This is a genomic window from Pontivivens insulae, assembly GCF_900302495.1.
In the GTDB taxonomy this organism is placed as follows: domain Bacteria; phylum Pseudomonadota; class Alphaproteobacteria; order Rhodobacterales; family Rhodobacteraceae; genus Pontivivens; species Pontivivens insulae.
In genome coordinates, this window is the sequence record NZ_OMKW01000001.1 from 337464 (window position 1) to 352419 (window position 14956).

Sequence of the window (14956 nt, forward strand, 5' to 3'; positions counted from 1 at the left end):
GGGGTCAAGCGCCGAGATGTGCCGACACATTGAACGGTCAGACATCAGGGGAGCTGACGCTTTGCAGCAGGGCGCGTTGGTCGAGCGTAAAGTCAGAAGCGATCCACAGCTCCTCCAACCGCTTTAGTTCCTGCCCGAGCGCGCGACCTGGCTTAAAGGTCGGCATCAGATCCTGCGCGGTGATGGGGAACCGGGCCTGTGCGCCATAAGCCAGCGCGTCATTCAGGGACGCAGATGGTGGTATCCGCAAAATGGCCGCTTCTACGAGAGCAAGGTCCCGCGCAATGTCAGGCCCATAGCGGTACGCGCGTCTCTGTGTTGTTTCCGCGCTTGCGAGCGCTCTTTCAGCCGTCTCGAAATAGCGCTGATCCGCCTTCGACAGCCTCAAGCGATCGCGTTGGCCCCCAAGCGCGAGCAACCGGCGGCGCCAGTCCGGGGACACCCCAAACTCAGCGCGCTCAAGACCATCGAGCAGAGCGAGGCTCGCCTGCGGGATGACATGAGCCTGCACCCCTGCACCCTGCATTGCGCGCAATGTATTGAATGGTTTGGCCACGCTCAGAAGCTTGGTCAGTTCAGTTGTGATCCGTTCCGAGGACAGACCCTGCACCCCGTCCGCCAATGCCGCACAGGCTGAGAGCCCGACCGGGTCGGGCACACCTTCGCCAAACCGGGCGTGGAAACGGAAAAACCGCAAAATCCGCAGATAATCCTCACGAATGCGAGCCTCAGCCATTCCGATAAACCGGACTTTGCGCGCCTTTAGGTCGGGCAGGCCATTCACCGGATCGAGCAGCCGCCCGGATGCATCGACATAGAGCGCATTCATCGTGAAATCGCGACGGGCTGCATCCTCCTCAACAGTCTTTGCGAACTCCACAGTGGCGCGACGTCCGTCCGTCGAGACATCCGTACGAAACGTCGTCACTTCGTGGGCCAAGCCTTCAACGAAGACGGTGACGGTTCCATGCTCTACCCCGGTTGGGTGTGGGGAGAACCCCAAGGCGTTGCTCAAGGCGATGACATCATCAGGATGGAGGGACGTCGCAATGTCCACATCATCGACCGGAAGGCTAAGCAGTGCATTGCGCACAGCGCCCCCAACAACATAAGCCTGCGCGCCATCGGCCGTGAGGGCAGACAGCAAGCTTTGTGTGCGAGCGTCACTCAGGAAAGCTGCATCAATCTGCATCAAGCAGCGCCCCAAGCATTGTCAGCATCCGCGCCGTGGCCCCCCAGATGTAATAAGGGCCATAGGGAATCGCATAGTATCGTCTTTCCACGCCCTGCCACCGCCGTCCGTGTATCTGCCGGTTGGCCGGATCGAGTAGAAAGTCGAGTGGCACTTCAAAAACCTCGGCCACTTCGGCCACCTCTGGCACTGGGGTGAATGGCTTCGTGATGTGCGCGACAAAGGGCTGCACGCGAAATCCTGTGACCGTCTCATGTGGCGCAAAGCTGCCAAGCATGCGTGCACTCTCCGTTGGCAGACCAACCTCTTCCCGCGCTTCCCGAAGTGCTGCTGCCTCCGCGTCACGATCGCCCGCATCAACCTTGCCGCCAGGAAAAGCGACCTGTCCAGGGTGGCTTTTCAGACGCGGTGATCTGCGGGTCAACATGACATTCAACCGACCGTCCCGCTCTACCAGCGGGCAGAGAACAGCGGCGTCGCGCAGCCGCCGGTCCGGTGAAAGCCGTGCTTTCACTTCGGCATTCAAATCAAAATCTGAAGAAGCCGCCAGCGGTGCGCCCGAAAGGCGATGTTCAACAAGTTGAATGATCTGTTGTGGTGTCTTGTCTTGAAGCATCCACGATAGATGGCCTACCGTCCTAGACCTGACAAGGGAGGGCGCAATGCTCCGATACTTGATCCTCGGATTTGTCCTGATGGGGCTGGGCGGCCCATTGGTTGCGCAGACCAAGGGCGGACGGTCCGGTGTGCTGGCCGAACACGCATTGGCGCGGCAGGTGCTGGAAGCGTTGCAGGAGCGCTCGATTGCTGAAAGCCGGGAATATTGCGGCTATCTGGCCTATGATCGACATGGGGAGCTGCGAGCGACACCCGCAGGGCCGGGGTCGCGTGCCGGATGCTCGATCAAAGCGGCACCCGGATCGTGGCGAGTGGTCGCCTCGTACCACACCCATGGTGCGTGGACGCGTGAATATGACGATGAAGTCCCCTCCACAATCGACCTGGTCTCAGACGCGAATGCGGGCACGAATGGTTATATTTCCACCCCCGGCGGGCGACTCTGGTTCCACAACCACCGTACTGGGATCGCGGGGCAATTGTGCGGTTTGGGCTGTCTCACGCAGGATCCAAACTTCACAACATCCGGCAGCGCACCAGTGCGCGACTTCTACACGTTAGATACCTTGAGAAACAGGTTCGGCGAATGAGAATCGTCGTCACCATCGCCCTGCTGACGGTGCTCGCAAGCTGCACCGAGCCCGTCGTGCGGGAGAACCCGACATTCGGAGAGCCGGACAAACCGATTCCGTCGCTGGCAGACATTCCACAGGGCGAGCCAGACAAAGTGTTGCCTGGCAGTGCAGTGATCGCAGCGCCAGCGCCTGCTCCAAGTACACCAGCGATCTCGGGCACCGATGTCGAGGCCGTTGCGACGCAGGCATTGCTTGCCGTTCAGCGTCAATCAATCACCGAGGCGCGTGAATATTGTGGCTACATTGTTCAGACAGCTTCCGGTCAGATACAGGCTACGCGCGCCAATCCCGGCACCCTCGCCCGCTGCTTCAATCCGTCTCCGACAGGCAATGTGACCGTTCTCGCATCCTACCACACTCATGGTCGCTTTGATGCGGGCTATGACAATGAGGTGCCGTCGCCGCAGGACATGATGGGTGATTTTCAGGATCGGATCGACGGCTATATCGCCACACCCGGTGGCCGGTTGTGGCATGTCGATTTCGAGACGCGCCGGGCTTATCAGCTGTGCCGCAGCTGTATGCCCTCGGATCCGAATGCCCGCGAGACCGGACCACCCGTTCTGCAAAGCTACACCCTGCCACAGCTACAGGCCCGCTGACACCGGAAGGAATGCAAATGCTGAGATATGCTCTTGTCACGACGCTCGTCGCCCTCACGGGCTGTGCCGCGCCACAGCAGTCCGCCGCTCCGCAACCGACCGTGCCCGCAGCAACATTTCAGTCCACGGAGGATGCACGGGTTCAACAAGTTGCGCGGGACATCCTGTCCTCAGTCCAGACCCGTTCGATCCGCATCTCGCGTGAGATTTGCGGCTATGTCGGGCGAACACCAACCGGGCAAATCGTGGCGAGCACACCAACAGTGGGTGAGCCATCATCCTGCTTTGCTGATGAGCCACCGCTCGATTGGGAATTGCTTGCCTCATATCACACCCACGGAAGCTATGACTGGGATTACGATTCCGAGGTGCCGTCCATCGATGACATGATCGGTGATCTGGAAGAGGGTGTAGATGCATATATTGCAACACCCGGTGGGCGCTTCTGGCACATCGATCTGGAAACAGAGCGCGCCTATGTCGTGTGCGGGATCGGCTGTTTGCCAGCCGACCCCAATTTCATTGACGATGACACGCTCGATCCAGTACCGGCGAGCCTGACCCTGCCGGATCTTTACGCCCGCTTTGACGAAGGCTGAACCTTGGCCTGAGCAACCGCTTTCGCCGTAAGCTCCGGATCTGCTTCGAAGCCCAGCGCGGCCGGATCCAGTTCGTAATGCGCGCCGCAAAACTGGCAGTCAGCCGTGACCATGCCGCTCTCGTCTGTCATCTGCTCCACATCCTTGCTGGAGTAGATCGACATCGTCTGGACGACTTTTTCCGGCCCGCACGTGCAGCCGAAGCGGATCGCCTGAGCATCGAACACCCGCGGGCTTTCCTCATGAAACAGACGGATCAGCAGCCGTTCCGGCGTGATGCGCGGCCCGACAAGCTCTGTCAGTTCAACCGTTTCCGCCAGCGTCGTCACGCGGTTCCAGTCTTCCGCATCATCACGATTGATCAGGTCACCAGCTTGCAGCAGCCCGCCTTCGCCTGATCCTTCGTCAGTCTGCACATGACTGCCAGCTGGCGGCATGTGCTGCAGCATGATGCCACCAGCACGCCACGCGAGGCCGTCATCTCCGGCTTCCTGCACGCCCGCGATAACGAAGCGGGTTGGAAGTTGCTCTGACTGCGCAAAATAAGTCTCAGCACATGCGGCCAGCGACCCACCCGCAAGCGGTGTGATACCCTGGTAAGGCTGCATGCCCTGACCCTGATCGATGATGATGGCAAACATGCCCTTCCCGATCTGGGCAAAGCCGTCTGCCTGTTCATCAAGTGTATCAGCGTCATAACTGGCATAGGCCCTGATCTGTGCAGGCTGGCCATCCTTGCCCGGCGCAAAATAGTCAGTCGCGATCAGACGCAGTGGTCCATCCCCACGGATTTGCAGAGATAGCTTCCAGCGCAGCTTAAGCGTCTGACCAATCATCGCGGTAAGCATCACAGCTTGCGCAACCTGATCGGACACGACAGTCGGATAGTCGTGCTGGGTCAGAATCTCATCGAGCGTATTGTCCAGGCGCGCGACCCGGCCCCGCACATCGGATGCATCCAGCTGGAAGGGCAGGATGGAATCGTCCCATACGATCTGTTCTGCACTGGTCATGGCAAAGCCCTCCGTTAAAGTGAAGCACGCCAAATAGTGTGCCGTTGGCGCACATGTAACCCCTGTCAGGAATACCCGCCATGCGTCGTTTCGGTGAAAGATACGTTCCGGGCAAGCCCTATCGCGATCGACGCGGGGCATATGCCCTGATTCACGACGGTCCATGGCTGCTTCTGGCCGAGACCGAGTCGGCTCGCGAAACGATTCTGCTGCCCGGTGGCGGGATCGACCCCGGTGAGAGCCCGCTGCAAGCTCTTCATCGTGAGGTGATGGAGGAAACCGGCTGGCGCATCGGCGCACCACGCCGTTTCGGCATGTTCCAACGATATGTCTACATGCCCGACTACGGCTATTGGGCCCGCAAGGTCTGCACGATCTATACCGCGCGCCCTATTCAACAACTGGATGATCCAATCGAGCCGGACCATACACCGGTTTGGATGCATGCGAAGGACGCTGTCCGTTCGCTCAGCGTTTCGGCGGAGCGACATTTCGTGGAACGCTGGTTTAACTCTTGAGCCGGTAGCCCGTTCGGAAGAACCACCATGCCGCGGTGGCGAGTGCCGCATTCATCGCGATCAAAACACTAAGCCCCAGCCAAGGGGAGCTGTCAGACACGCCCAGCACGCCATAGCGGAACCCATCGATGATGTAGAACACCGGATTTGCATGACTGATCTGCTGCATCAGCGGTGGAAGACTTTCGAGGGAATAGAATGTCCCGGAAAGAAAGCTGAGCGGTGTCACGACGAAGTTGGTGATCGCGGCCATCTGATCAAACTTGTCAGCGTAAAGGCCCGCGATGATCCCCACGAGTGACATCATCATCGCGCCCAGAAACACAAAGACGAAGGCCCACAGAACGTTGTCCAACCCCGCACCACCCAGTGGAAGGGCGAGGAGCGAGACAAAAACGGCCACCAGCATCCCGCGCACCATGCCGCCTGCCGCGAACCCAACCACCAGCTCTGACGCGGAAAGCGGCGGCATCAGCGTGTCGACGATATTCCCCTGAACCTTCGAAATCACGATTGAGGATGAGGTGTTTGCGAAGGCGTTCTGAATGACCGTCATCATGACGATACCCGGCGCGAGAAAGGCCGCAAATTCAAGGCCCATAACCTCACCCCTGCGATCACCGAGTGCGAGGGTGAAGATCAGCATGAAGAGAAGCGCTGTCGCCATCGGCGCGAGCAATGTCTGCGTCCAGACCGAGGTGAAGCGGCGAATCTCCCGCATCGCCAACGTTTGGGTTCCCAGCACATTCCAGCGGCCGAACCGCCGTTCTCCCATCGGTCGAAGCGTTGAATCGGACATGAGGTTCCTTCCAGGGCAGGCGGCCGCACTTGTAACCCATGCCCGAGACGACATAATATAGGGCAAAGAGTGGATATGTGACGTTGCAGCGGTCTATTTGGGCCGCTGATCTGTTTTTGGAAGGGGTGGGCCATGGCCTGGACCGATGAACGTGTAGAGATTCTCAAAAAAATGTGGGGCGAAGGCAAGTCAGCCTCTGTCATCGCGAAGGAATTGGGCGGCGTGACGCGCAATGCCGTCATTGGAAAGGTTCACCGTCTGGGCCTTTCGAATCGCACCACCACTGCCCCTGCAAGCAAGACGGCAGAACCTGCGCCTAAGCCGGAACCCGTGAAAGCAGCGGAACCGGCGGCGAAGAAGCCTGATCCGGCACCCAAGCCCGAGCCGAAACCCGCGCCAGCGCAAAAACCGCTGACGACCGAAAAACCAGCCAATATCCCAATTCCGCCCCGCAAGCCGATTATTACGGCGGGCCAGCCGCTTCCCCCGCAGCCCTCCGCGAACGAGATCAGTGCAGAAGCACTTGCCAATCTTGCCGAGGTCGAAAAGAAGGCGCGCAAGCTGAACCTGATGCAACTGACCGAACGGACCTGCAAATGGCCAATTGGCGATCCAGCGACCGATGAATTCTGGTTCTGCGGCCTCAGCTGTCAGCCCGGGAAGCCTTATTGTGAGGCACATACGGCTGTTGCATTCCAGCCGATGTCTTCCCGTCGGGACCGCCGGTCGTCTTCCCGCTAATGCGCGTCGGGACGCCCGTTCCGATCTTTCGCAGCTTTGACGAGAGCAAAGCGCGGGAATTCTGGATCGACTTTCTGGGCTTCGAGGTGCAGTGGCAACATCGCTTCGAGGCTGACGCACCTTTGTATATGGAGCTGCGTCGCCGGGATTGCGTCCTGCACATCAGTGAACATCACGGTGACGCCACACCCGGTGGCCGCGTACGCGTGGAGGTCGAGGATATTGAAGCGCTCCACGCGGAGTTAACTGCGAAGAACTACCGAAACGCCCGGCCTGGCATCAATGACACCTCCTATGGCGCGCGGGAAGTTTCAGTCACCGATCCTTTTGGAAATGGCATTGTTTTCTGGGCCCCGTTGTCCGATCAAAGCTGAGACTGACCGGTCCGCGCCCGCAATACGTTGAGAATGGCCCGTCCGTCATAGCCTTGGGCACTGACCTCATCGGCCCATGCGAGTTCGGAACGACGTGAAATCTCTGCAATGTCGGCGGTCAGTTCATCACTTGCTCACTCGATGGTCATTCCCAGCTGGATACAGCCCAGCGTTGCTCGATGATCGGCATCATCGAATGCCTTTCCGGCCAAAGGTCCGACAACCTCTCGCGAAATCTCTGACACGGCGCGCTGATCGCGGTCACTCAATTCAGCGAACCTTTCCTTGTTCATCGCAATAAACCAGGTGGAATTGAAAAGCCCACCCGGGAAAGTGGTCGCATGGAAATCCCGGTCAGCGAAGCCAAAGCCGGGGACAGAGTGCATGGCAAATGTTGCACCGTGCAATTCATCGCGCGCGAATGCACAGGTAATGTCGCGCGGCGGAAGATGCCGGATTTCGGTGCCAAGCTCAGCCAGTAGGCTGTCCACATGGCCACCGGGCGAGGTGATCGTGAGCCCTTCCAAATCCGAGCGTTGACGCAGAACGCGGTTCTTCAGGAACAGGGCACCGGGACCGTGGGTGAAGAGGCCAAGCAATTCGACCTCGGCATGTTCTTCGACTGCGTTCAATTCGTTGCGGTAGATGTCATCAAAGACGATGGAAGTACCGTAGCTGTCGCCAAGAAATGGCAATTGGCCGATGCGTGCGCGGGTAAAGCGATCCATGCCGGAAAAGCCGTGCTGGGAGAAGCTTACGTCGAAATGACCAGATCGTATTTTGTCGTATTGCGGTCCGGGATCACGCTCGGGATCATCTTCGAGCACCATCTGAACACGCCCATTCGTGACGTCAGCGACAATCTCGAAATAAGGCTCCAGAATGTCGCGAACCACGACATGGTTGCCCGGCGTCCAGCAACCGCACCGCAAAACCTGCTCACTGGCAGTGACAAGTGAAGGCGCCGCCAGCATCGCACCTGCAGCAGTACTTCCAGCCAAAAATGCACGACGTCCCAGCATGATCGTTACTCCCATGTGATGGGAAGGAACGTGTCATTGAGATGGCTCTTTCTCAAAACACGTCCGATCACAGCAGCGAGACTGTCGGTGATGTCCGCCAGAGCTGTCGAGATGGAAGGCTGCGCTGAGCCCTCAAATCGTGTTTTTGGATTTAGCTTGCGCGGGCTGCGGACGCGCCGGAATAGGTTTCATCAAGCGCATATCCGGCAGAACGAACCGTGCGCACAGGATCGACCTCACCCCGCCGGTTCAGCGCTTTGCGCAGCCGCCCCACATGCACGTCAACTGTACGGATCTCGACATAGACGTCATGTCCCCAAACACGGTCGAGAAGCTGTTCCCGGCTGAAAACCCTTCCGGGACGCTGCATCAATACGTCGAGCAATCGAAACTCGGTCGGGCCGAGGTGCACATCCCTGCTTCCCCGCTTCACCCGGCACGTTTCGCGATCAAGCTTGATGTCCGCAAATTCCGCCACATCACCGGCGACGGTCGGCTGCGTCCTACGCAAGACGGCGCGCATCCGGGCCACAAGCTCGGACATCGAAAAAGGCTTGGTCAGATAGTCATCCGCCCCAATCTCGAGCCCGCGCACCCGATCTTCCTCCTCACCACGTGCAGTAAGCATGATGATAGGGATCGCTTTTGTCTGCGGACGGGCGCGCAGTTGCCGGGCAATCTCAACGCCAGAGACATTGGGCAGCATCCAATCGAGCAGGATGATGTCGGGCGTCTCTTCCTCGACCGTGACAAGGGCATCATCACCATCGTCAACCAATGTGACGGTGAAGCCTTCCTTCTTGAGATTGTAGCTCAGCAGTTCGCTGATCGCTTCCTCATCCTCGACGACAAGAACGCGGGCCATGGTGGTATCCTCTCAGAGTCCTTCAAGGCCGATCGGCTCACCCTTCGGGCGATCATCGCCCAACGGTTCACCCTCGACGATGTAATACACCATCTCGGCCAGATGCGTGGTGTGGTCCCCGATCCGCTCCAGATTCTTTGCAATGAACAGAAGCTGCGAGCCGAGACCAATCGTGCGCGGATCTTCCATCATATATGTGACAACTTCACGAAAGATGGCGTTGTACATCTCATCAACTTCAATGTCGCGCTGCCAAATCGAAACGGCAAGATCCGTATCGCGGGAGGTATAGGCGTCGAGCACTTCGGTCAGTTGACCAAGCGTCTGCGTGCCCATGCGGACAATGGATGTCGAGACCTTCACGGGCCGCACACTGGCCAGATATACCGCGCGACGTGCGATGTTCTTCGCCAGATCGCCGATCCGCTCAAGCGTTGAAGCCATCTTGAGCGCGGAAATCATCAGCCGCAGGTCGCCCGCCATCGGCTGGCGCAATGCGATCACGCGGGTTGCCAACTCTTCAACCTGCATTTCAAGCGCATCCAGGCGCTTGTCACGCATGATTACTTCGTTGGCCAGCTGTGGATCACGGTTCTTCACCGCCTCCAATGCGGACGAAAGCATGTCTTCGGCCAGTCCGCCCATCTCTGAGATGCGGGCCTGAACGGCGATCAGGTCGTCGTCGAATGCGGAAACAATATGCGGACCCATAACACGGCCCTTTCTGTACTACGGGCTGGCTTAACCGAAGCGCCCGGTGATGTAGTCCTGGGTGCGCTTGTCCACAGGATTGGTGAAAATCTGATTTGTGTCGCCATACTCAGCGACGACGCCCAGATGGAAGAAAGCGGTTTTCTGGCTAACCCGCGCGGCCTGCTGCATCGAGTGCGTGACAATCACAACGGCGAAATCCTGCCGCAGCTCGTCGATCAGTTCTTCGATCTGCGCCGTCGCAATCGGATCGAGGGCAGAGCAAGGTTCATCCATCAGGAGCACTTCGGGAGCGGTCGCAATGGCGCGTGCGATGCAAAGACGCTGCTGTTGGCCACCGGACAGACCGGTACCTGGCTGATCAAGCCGATCCTTTGCTTCATCCCAGATCGCAGCGCGGCGCAGCGACTTTTCAACCACCTCGTCCAACTCTGCCTTGTTGTTGACCAGACCATGAATCCGGGGGCCGTAGGCGATGTTGTCGTAGATGGACTTCGGAAACGGGTTCGGTTTCTGGAACACCATTCCGACGCGCGCGCGCAAGGTTACCGGATCAACCGACTTATCGTAGATGTCATCACCGTCGAGCAGGATCTGCCCGGTGACACGCGCGATATCAATCGTGTCATTCATTCGGTTCAGACAGCGCAGAAATGTCGATTTGCCACAACCCGACGGGCCGATAAACGCCGTCACCGTGTTGTTGAGGATGTTCACATCGACATCCTTGATCGCGTGCGTGTCGCCGTAGAAGACATCAACCCCTTTTGCAGAGATCTTGTTTTCCCGGTCTTTCAGGTTTTTCTCGGTCATACGCATGTTCGTCATTAGAGGGTTTCCTTGGGACCAGGGTTTACCAACGCCGCTCGAAGCGTTTGCGCAGGAAGACCGCCAGCGCATTCATCAGTACGAGGAAAAGAAGCAGCACACAAATCGCCGCTGCAGTGCGGGCCTCGAAGGCACGTTCTGGGAAATCCGACCAGCGGAATACTTGCACCGGCAGAACGGTCGCAGGGTCGGTCACGCCCTGTGGGATTTCCACGATGAAAGCGACCATTCCGATCAGGATCAACGGCGCGGTCTCGCCCAAGGCCTGCGCCATGCCGATGATGGTACCGGTCAAAATGCCCGGCATCGCCAACGGCAATACATGGTGGAAGGACGTTTGCAGTTTCGACGCGCCAAGACCGAGGGCCGCATCGCGGATGGATGGCGGTACGGCACGTATTGCCGCGCGGCTTGCAATGATGATCGTCGGCAAGGTCATCAGAGCCAACACAATACCACCGGCAACTGGCGCACTTCGTGGCACGCCAAAGAAACCCAGGAACACGGCAAGACCCAACAGACCGAATACGATTGATGGGACGGCTGCGAGGTTGTTGATATTGACCTCAACAAAATCCGTAAACCGGTTCTTGGGGGCAAATTCCTCGAGGTAAATCGCTGCCAGTGTCCCAATGGGAAATGCGAGAGCAAAGGTCACGATCATGGTCCAGAACGAGCCCACCGCAGCGCCCCAGATTCCGGCGCGTTCGGGGTCGCGGCTATCGCCAGCGGTGAAGAAGCGCGTGTTGAACACCTGCTCGACATTGCCTTCGGCGCGAAGTTCCTCAATCCAGACAATTTGGTGATCGCTGACGCGGCGTGCTTCCTCGGCCAGTTCGTTGGTGTAGAGGGTGTATTCGAAAGGTGCGTCAGTGCTTTCGAGCGGTGCATAAATCTCTGCCGTTGCGGCCGATGCGCTGACTTCAACAACTTTCAGCCATCCTCCATTCACGGCAATCAACAGAGATTCGTTTGCATCTGTCATAGCCTCGCGCGCCTCTGGATCGGCACCACGGGCACGCAGATCCTCCGCTTCGGCCAATAACGCATCCCGTGCTGCGGCGCGTGCAACGACCTGAGCCAGATTGGTATCGCGCTCATCTTCGGTTTCGGACGCATCTGCGCGGCGCTGAAACTCGACAACCCCGGCATCCTGGCGAGCGGCCTCCCGCTCACGCCGCTCTGACAGAGTGACGAGATCAGCTTGCACGCTTTGTAGCGCCGCAGTGAATATCGGCGCGGACGCCTCGATCTGAACAATCTCGTCATCGACAAACTCGAAATCGAGCGTTGCATCCACGTCCAACTGTTCCAGCGTGCCGTACTCACCCTTAAGATAGAGATCAGTCACGTCAGAGGCGAGCAAGCGTGCACTTACCTGGTCTCCGATCATGCTGGGATCCGCCACGACTTCGTCTCGCAGATCAAAGACCGCGCCAGCGGAGTAGAGATCAGACAATTCCCGCCGCAGCGTGCGGCCGGAGACGTAGTCGAATTTCTCACGCACCGCATCGCGGACCAAGCGTTCAAAGTCGCCACGGCGAATTGTGTCTGGATCCTCGGGATCGACCCCCAGCGCTTCAGCATCCAACGTGACAGGGACGGTCACATAGCTTTCGCTGAGGGCGTATCGCGCGTTGCCGACAACAGACCACAGCAAGGTCACAAGTGCCGCACCAGCCAGCACGATCGCGAGAATGCCATAGAACCGCAGACGGGTTTCGGCCGCGCGTCGTTTCTTCAGGCGCGCCTTCGAAGCATCGGACCCGTGATGGGCGGAGAGATCGCTCATATCAACCATGGTGAGCCGTCCTCAATCATACATTTCGCGGTAGCGGCGCACGATGCGCAAGGCGACCACGTTCAAAAGCAAGGTGACGCAGAACAGCGTGAAGCCGAGCGCAAAGACCGGGCCGGACGCCGTCTCAAGGTCGGTGTCACCGGTGTAGAGCATCACGATCTGCACTGTGACGGTCGTCACAGCCTCCAGCGGGTTCCACGTCAGGTTTGCCCCCTGTCCCGCAGCCATGACCACAATCATCGTCTCGCCCACAGCGCGGGAGATACCCAGCAGGATTGCAGAAACGATACCAGGAAGCGCGGCAGGCAAGACAACCTGGCGGATCGTCTCGGCCTTGGTCGCGCCGAGGCCATACGACCCGTCGCGCAAGGACTGCGGAACCGAGTTGATGACATCATCCGACAATGAAGAGATGAATGGAATGATCATGATCCCCATGACCGTGCCAGCCGCGAGGGCAGACGAGCTGTCGACATTCAGGCCCAGGAATGTGCCCGCGTCCCGAATTGCAGGCGCCACAGTGATTGCGGCGAAGAAGCCGTAAACGACCGTTGGAACGCCCGCGAGAACTTCGAGCATCGGTTTGGCCCAGCTGCGTGTCCGCTTCGATGCGAAATCCGATAGGTAGATCGCCGCGAAAAGACCAACCGGCACGGCAACCAACATCGCAATGATTGTGATCATGAATGTGCCCGCAAACAGCGGGACGGCCCCGACCTTTTCTGGGTCCAATGCACCGGCGCTAACACCGGACAGCGGCGACCAAGTTGTACCGAACAGGTACATATCGACCCGCCAACCAATCTTTGAGAAGAAGTTCAGCGTTTCGGAGATCAGGCTGAGCACAATGCCGATGGTCGTTAGAATCGCGATGACGGCGCAAACGGCAAGGATCACCTGAATGATCTGTTCTGACCGGTTGCGGGCCCGCCATTCCAGCGAGATACGGCTGTAGGTCAGAAACCACGCCGCCCCGGCAGAGAGGAGCGCAAGGCCGCACGTCACCCAGATGCGAAGGGATTCCATCGACGCGATCGTGTCGGCCAATTCGGTGCGCAAAGCATCGGTCGTTGAGGCAACCTGACCGGCGGCGATGGCGCGGGCATCCGACAGAACCAACTGGTGCGCGATGAACGGTTCATCGGGCAGAGCATCCGCGATCATCCCGTAAAACAATTGTTGATTGAGGAAGAGCCATCCTTCCCCCACGATCAGCAGGACGGCGATGCCGACCAGAGCCGTCCACAAGAGGGAATAAAGACCGTGATAGCTTGGCCTTGAATGCAGGCGCGCAAGACGCCCATCCGCCAAGGCGATCGCACGACCGCGGGACAGCATGTAGCCGCCCAGCGCCAACAGGGCGATTGCAATAAACGTAAACAACAGCATCAGCCGATCTCCATCCGTCAGGCACGCTTGCCGCGCTACCTGCACGAAAAAAAGCTCAAGTCAAAGACGTCTCTGTGACATTGACCCGGAATTTTCGTGTCACTCTTCATGCGATCAGGGGCACCCGTCGGATGCCCCTGACCAAATCTGTGCGCGCACAGTGCGCGGGACGTCGATTATTCGAAGTCAGCCGCAGTCAGCACGGTGAGGTTGTTCACCACGGATTGTGCGTCCAGGTACTCTTCCTCGGGCAGCGGGATCAGACCGATGTCGAGCAGAATGCCATCCTCACCAACCATGTTCTCAGACATGAAGAGGTCCGCGAATTCTTGGACACCCGGAACAACGCCAACATGCGCGTTCTTGATGTAGAAGTAGAGCGAACGGGACACCGGGTAGGAGCCGTCAGCAATGTTGTCGAAGGTCGGCTCAACGCCACCGATCAGCGAACCATGGATGGCGTCAGTGTTCTGGTCGAGGAAGGAGAAGCCAAAGATGCCGATGGCCTGCGGGTTCGCTTCCAGACGGGACACGATCAGGTTGTCGTTCTCACCTGCATCAACATAGACGCCATCTTCACGGATGTGAGCGGAATCTTCGCAGTTCGCGCCTTCGACGGTCTCACAACCCTCTTCCATCACGAGCTCTTCGAACGCGTCACGTGTGCCGGAGGACGGCGGCGGGCCGAACACTTCGATGGCAACAGCCGGGAGGGAGGGGTCGATCTCGTTCCACATCGTGGGCAGCGGGCCGTCAGCGGCCAGTGCCTGCCAGATCTGACCGATGGTCAGGTCATAAACGGGTGCGGAGTTGGCGTTCGCGAGAACGATGCCGTCAAAGCCGATACGCGCCTGCGTCACATCGGTTACGCCGTTTTCCTGACAGGTCTCGAACTCAGACGCTTTCATGCCGCGGGACGCGTTGGTGATGTCGGGATGCTCGGTGCCGACACCGGAACAGAACAGGCGGAAGCCGCCGCCAGAGCCGGTGGACTCAACGATCGGCGTGTTGAAATCAGTCGTGTTGCCAAAGCGCTCAGCGACAGCCGTGGAGAACGGGAAAACGGTCGAGGAACCGACGATCTGAATCTGATCGCGAGACTGGGCGGAAGCTGCACCCGCGACCATGAGGCCAGCAGCGGCGAGGGCGACAAACTTGGTGGTATTCACAGCGTGAACTCCATTTTCGATTTTGGTGTGCAATGCGTCGTGCATCGCGCGGACACCCCAGGTGATTCCCCGTGGTTGCC

At 58.8% G+C, this 14956-nt stretch carries 17 protein-coding genes; 6 read left to right on the forward strand and 11 right to left on the reverse strand.

Features of this window, described 5'->3' with window-relative positions; genetic code table 11:
• Window positions 1-37: 37 nt before the first annotated feature.
• Window positions 38-1192 (reverse strand): CCA tRNA nucleotidyltransferase, encoded by a 1155-nt coding sequence (locus POI8812_RS01685; RefSeq protein WP_108780788.1) that lies wholly within the window; start codon window positions 1190-1192, stop codon window positions 38-40.
• Window positions 1182-1808, reverse strand: coding sequence for a CoA pyrophosphatase (locus tag POI8812_RS01690; RefSeq protein WP_108780789.1), 627 nt, complete (start codon window positions 1806-1808; stop codon window positions 1182-1184). The genes POI8812_RS01685 and POI8812_RS01690 overlap by 11 nt, the downstream gene beginning before the upstream one ends.
• Window positions 1809-1854: 46 nt before the next feature.
• On the opposite strand from POI8812_RS01690, the gene POI8812_RS01695 reads away from it, so the two are divergent.
• From POI8812_RS01695 to POI8812_RS01705, 3 genes are read left to right on the forward strand one after another with little or no spacing between them, the layout of a single operon-like run.
• On the forward strand, window positions 1855-2400 hold the full coding sequence (locus POI8812_RS01695) for a DUF4329 domain-containing protein (protein WP_108780790.1): 546 nt from the start codon (window positions 1855-1857) through the stop codon (window positions 2398-2400).
• Complete coding sequence (locus tag POI8812_RS01700) at window positions 2397-3047, forward strand: DUF4329 domain-containing protein (protein WP_108780791.1); 651 nt, start codon at window positions 2397-2399, stop codon at window positions 3045-3047. The genes POI8812_RS01695 and POI8812_RS01700 overlap by 4 nt, the downstream gene beginning before the upstream one ends.
• A gap of 17 nt (window positions 3048-3064) precedes the next feature.
• Window positions 3065-3646 (forward strand): DUF4329 domain-containing protein, encoded by a 582-nt coding sequence (locus POI8812_RS01705; protein ID WP_162844852.1) that lies wholly within the window; start codon window positions 3065-3067, stop codon window positions 3644-3646.
• On the opposite strand, the gene hslO is transcribed toward POI8812_RS01705, so the two are convergent.
• Window positions 3622-4659, reverse strand: coding sequence for an Hsp33 family molecular chaperone HslO (gene hslO / locus POI8812_RS01710; RefSeq protein ID WP_108780793.1), 1038 nt, complete (start codon window positions 4657-4659; stop codon window positions 3622-3624). The genes POI8812_RS01705 and hslO overlap by 25 nt on opposite strands.
• Window positions 4660-4739: 80 nt before the next feature.
• Here hslO and POI8812_RS01715 point away from each other — a divergent pair, with 80 nt between their 5' ends.
• Window positions 4740-5177 carry an NUDIX domain-containing protein gene (locus POI8812_RS01715; protein WP_108780794.1) on the forward strand — a complete coding sequence of 146 codons (438 nt, stop codon included), beginning with the start codon at window positions 4740-4742 and terminating at the stop codon, window positions 5175-5177.
• Here POI8812_RS01715 and POI8812_RS01720 read toward each other — a convergent pair.
• Complete coding sequence (locus tag POI8812_RS01720; protein WP_108780795.1) at window positions 5167-5976, reverse strand: ABC transporter permease; 810 nt, start codon at window positions 5974-5976, stop codon at window positions 5167-5169. The two genes, POI8812_RS01715 and POI8812_RS01720, sit on opposite strands and share 11 nt — an antisense overlap.
• Window positions 5977-6108: 132 nt before the next feature.
• On the opposite strand from POI8812_RS01720, the gene POI8812_RS01725 reads away from it, so the two are divergent.
• Window positions 6109-6717: a GcrA family cell cycle regulator gene (locus POI8812_RS01725; protein ID WP_108780796.1), complete on the forward strand. Its 609-nt coding sequence runs from the start codon at window positions 6109-6111 to the stop codon at window positions 6715-6717.
• Window positions 6717-7091, forward strand: a complete 375-nt coding sequence (locus POI8812_RS01730; RefSeq protein WP_108780797.1) for a glyoxalase superfamily protein — start codon at window positions 6717-6719, stop codon at window positions 7089-7091. The genes POI8812_RS01725 and POI8812_RS01730 overlap by 1 nt, the downstream gene beginning before the upstream one ends.
• A 134-nt stretch (window positions 7092-7225) precedes the next feature.
• Here the strand turns inward: POI8812_RS01730 and POI8812_RS01735 are convergent, their stop codons facing one another.
• The 7 genes from POI8812_RS01735 to POI8812_RS01765 all read right to left on the reverse strand — a co-directional run bounded on the left by POI8812_RS01735 (window position 7226) and on the right by POI8812_RS01765 (window position 14876).
• Window positions 7226-8113: a type 2 periplasmic-binding domain-containing protein gene (locus tag POI8812_RS01735; protein ID WP_162844853.1), complete on the reverse strand. Its 888-nt coding sequence runs from the start codon at window positions 8111-8113 to the stop codon at window positions 7226-7228.
• 151 nt (window positions 8114-8264) lie between these two features.
• On the reverse strand, window positions 8265-8978 hold the full coding sequence (phoB, locus tag POI8812_RS01740) for a phosphate regulon transcriptional regulator PhoB (protein WP_108780799.1): 714 nt from the start codon (window positions 8976-8978) through the stop codon (window positions 8265-8267).
• A gap of 12 nt (window positions 8979-8990) precedes the next feature.
• Entirely contained in the window at window positions 8991-9689 is a 699-nt protein-coding gene (gene phoU / locus POI8812_RS01745; RefSeq protein ID WP_108780800.1) for a phosphate signaling complex protein PhoU, read from the reverse strand.
• Between the two features lie 30 nt (window positions 9690-9719).
• Window positions 9720-10517 (reverse strand): phosphate ABC transporter ATP-binding protein PstB, encoded by a 798-nt coding sequence (gene pstB / locus POI8812_RS01750; protein ID WP_108780801.1) that lies wholly within the window; start codon window positions 10515-10517, stop codon window positions 9720-9722.
• Window positions 10518-10542: 25 nt separating this feature from the next.
• Window positions 10543-12318 (reverse strand): phosphate ABC transporter permease PstA, encoded by a 1776-nt coding sequence (gene pstA, locus POI8812_RS17950; protein WP_211310361.1) that lies wholly within the window; start codon window positions 12316-12318, stop codon window positions 10543-10545.
• A gap of 12 nt (window positions 12319-12330) precedes the next feature.
• Window positions 12331-13707 carry a phosphate ABC transporter permease subunit PstC gene (pstC, locus tag POI8812_RS01760; RefSeq protein ID WP_108780802.1) on the reverse strand — a complete coding sequence of 459 codons (1377 nt, stop codon included), beginning with the start codon at window positions 13705-13707 and terminating at the stop codon, window positions 12331-12333.
• 176 nt (window positions 13708-13883) lie between these two features.
• Complete coding sequence (locus POI8812_RS01765; protein WP_245895200.1) at window positions 13884-14876, reverse strand: substrate-binding domain-containing protein; 993 nt, start codon at window positions 14874-14876, stop codon at window positions 13884-13886.
• Between the last annotated feature and the right edge of the window lie 80 nt (window positions 14877-14956).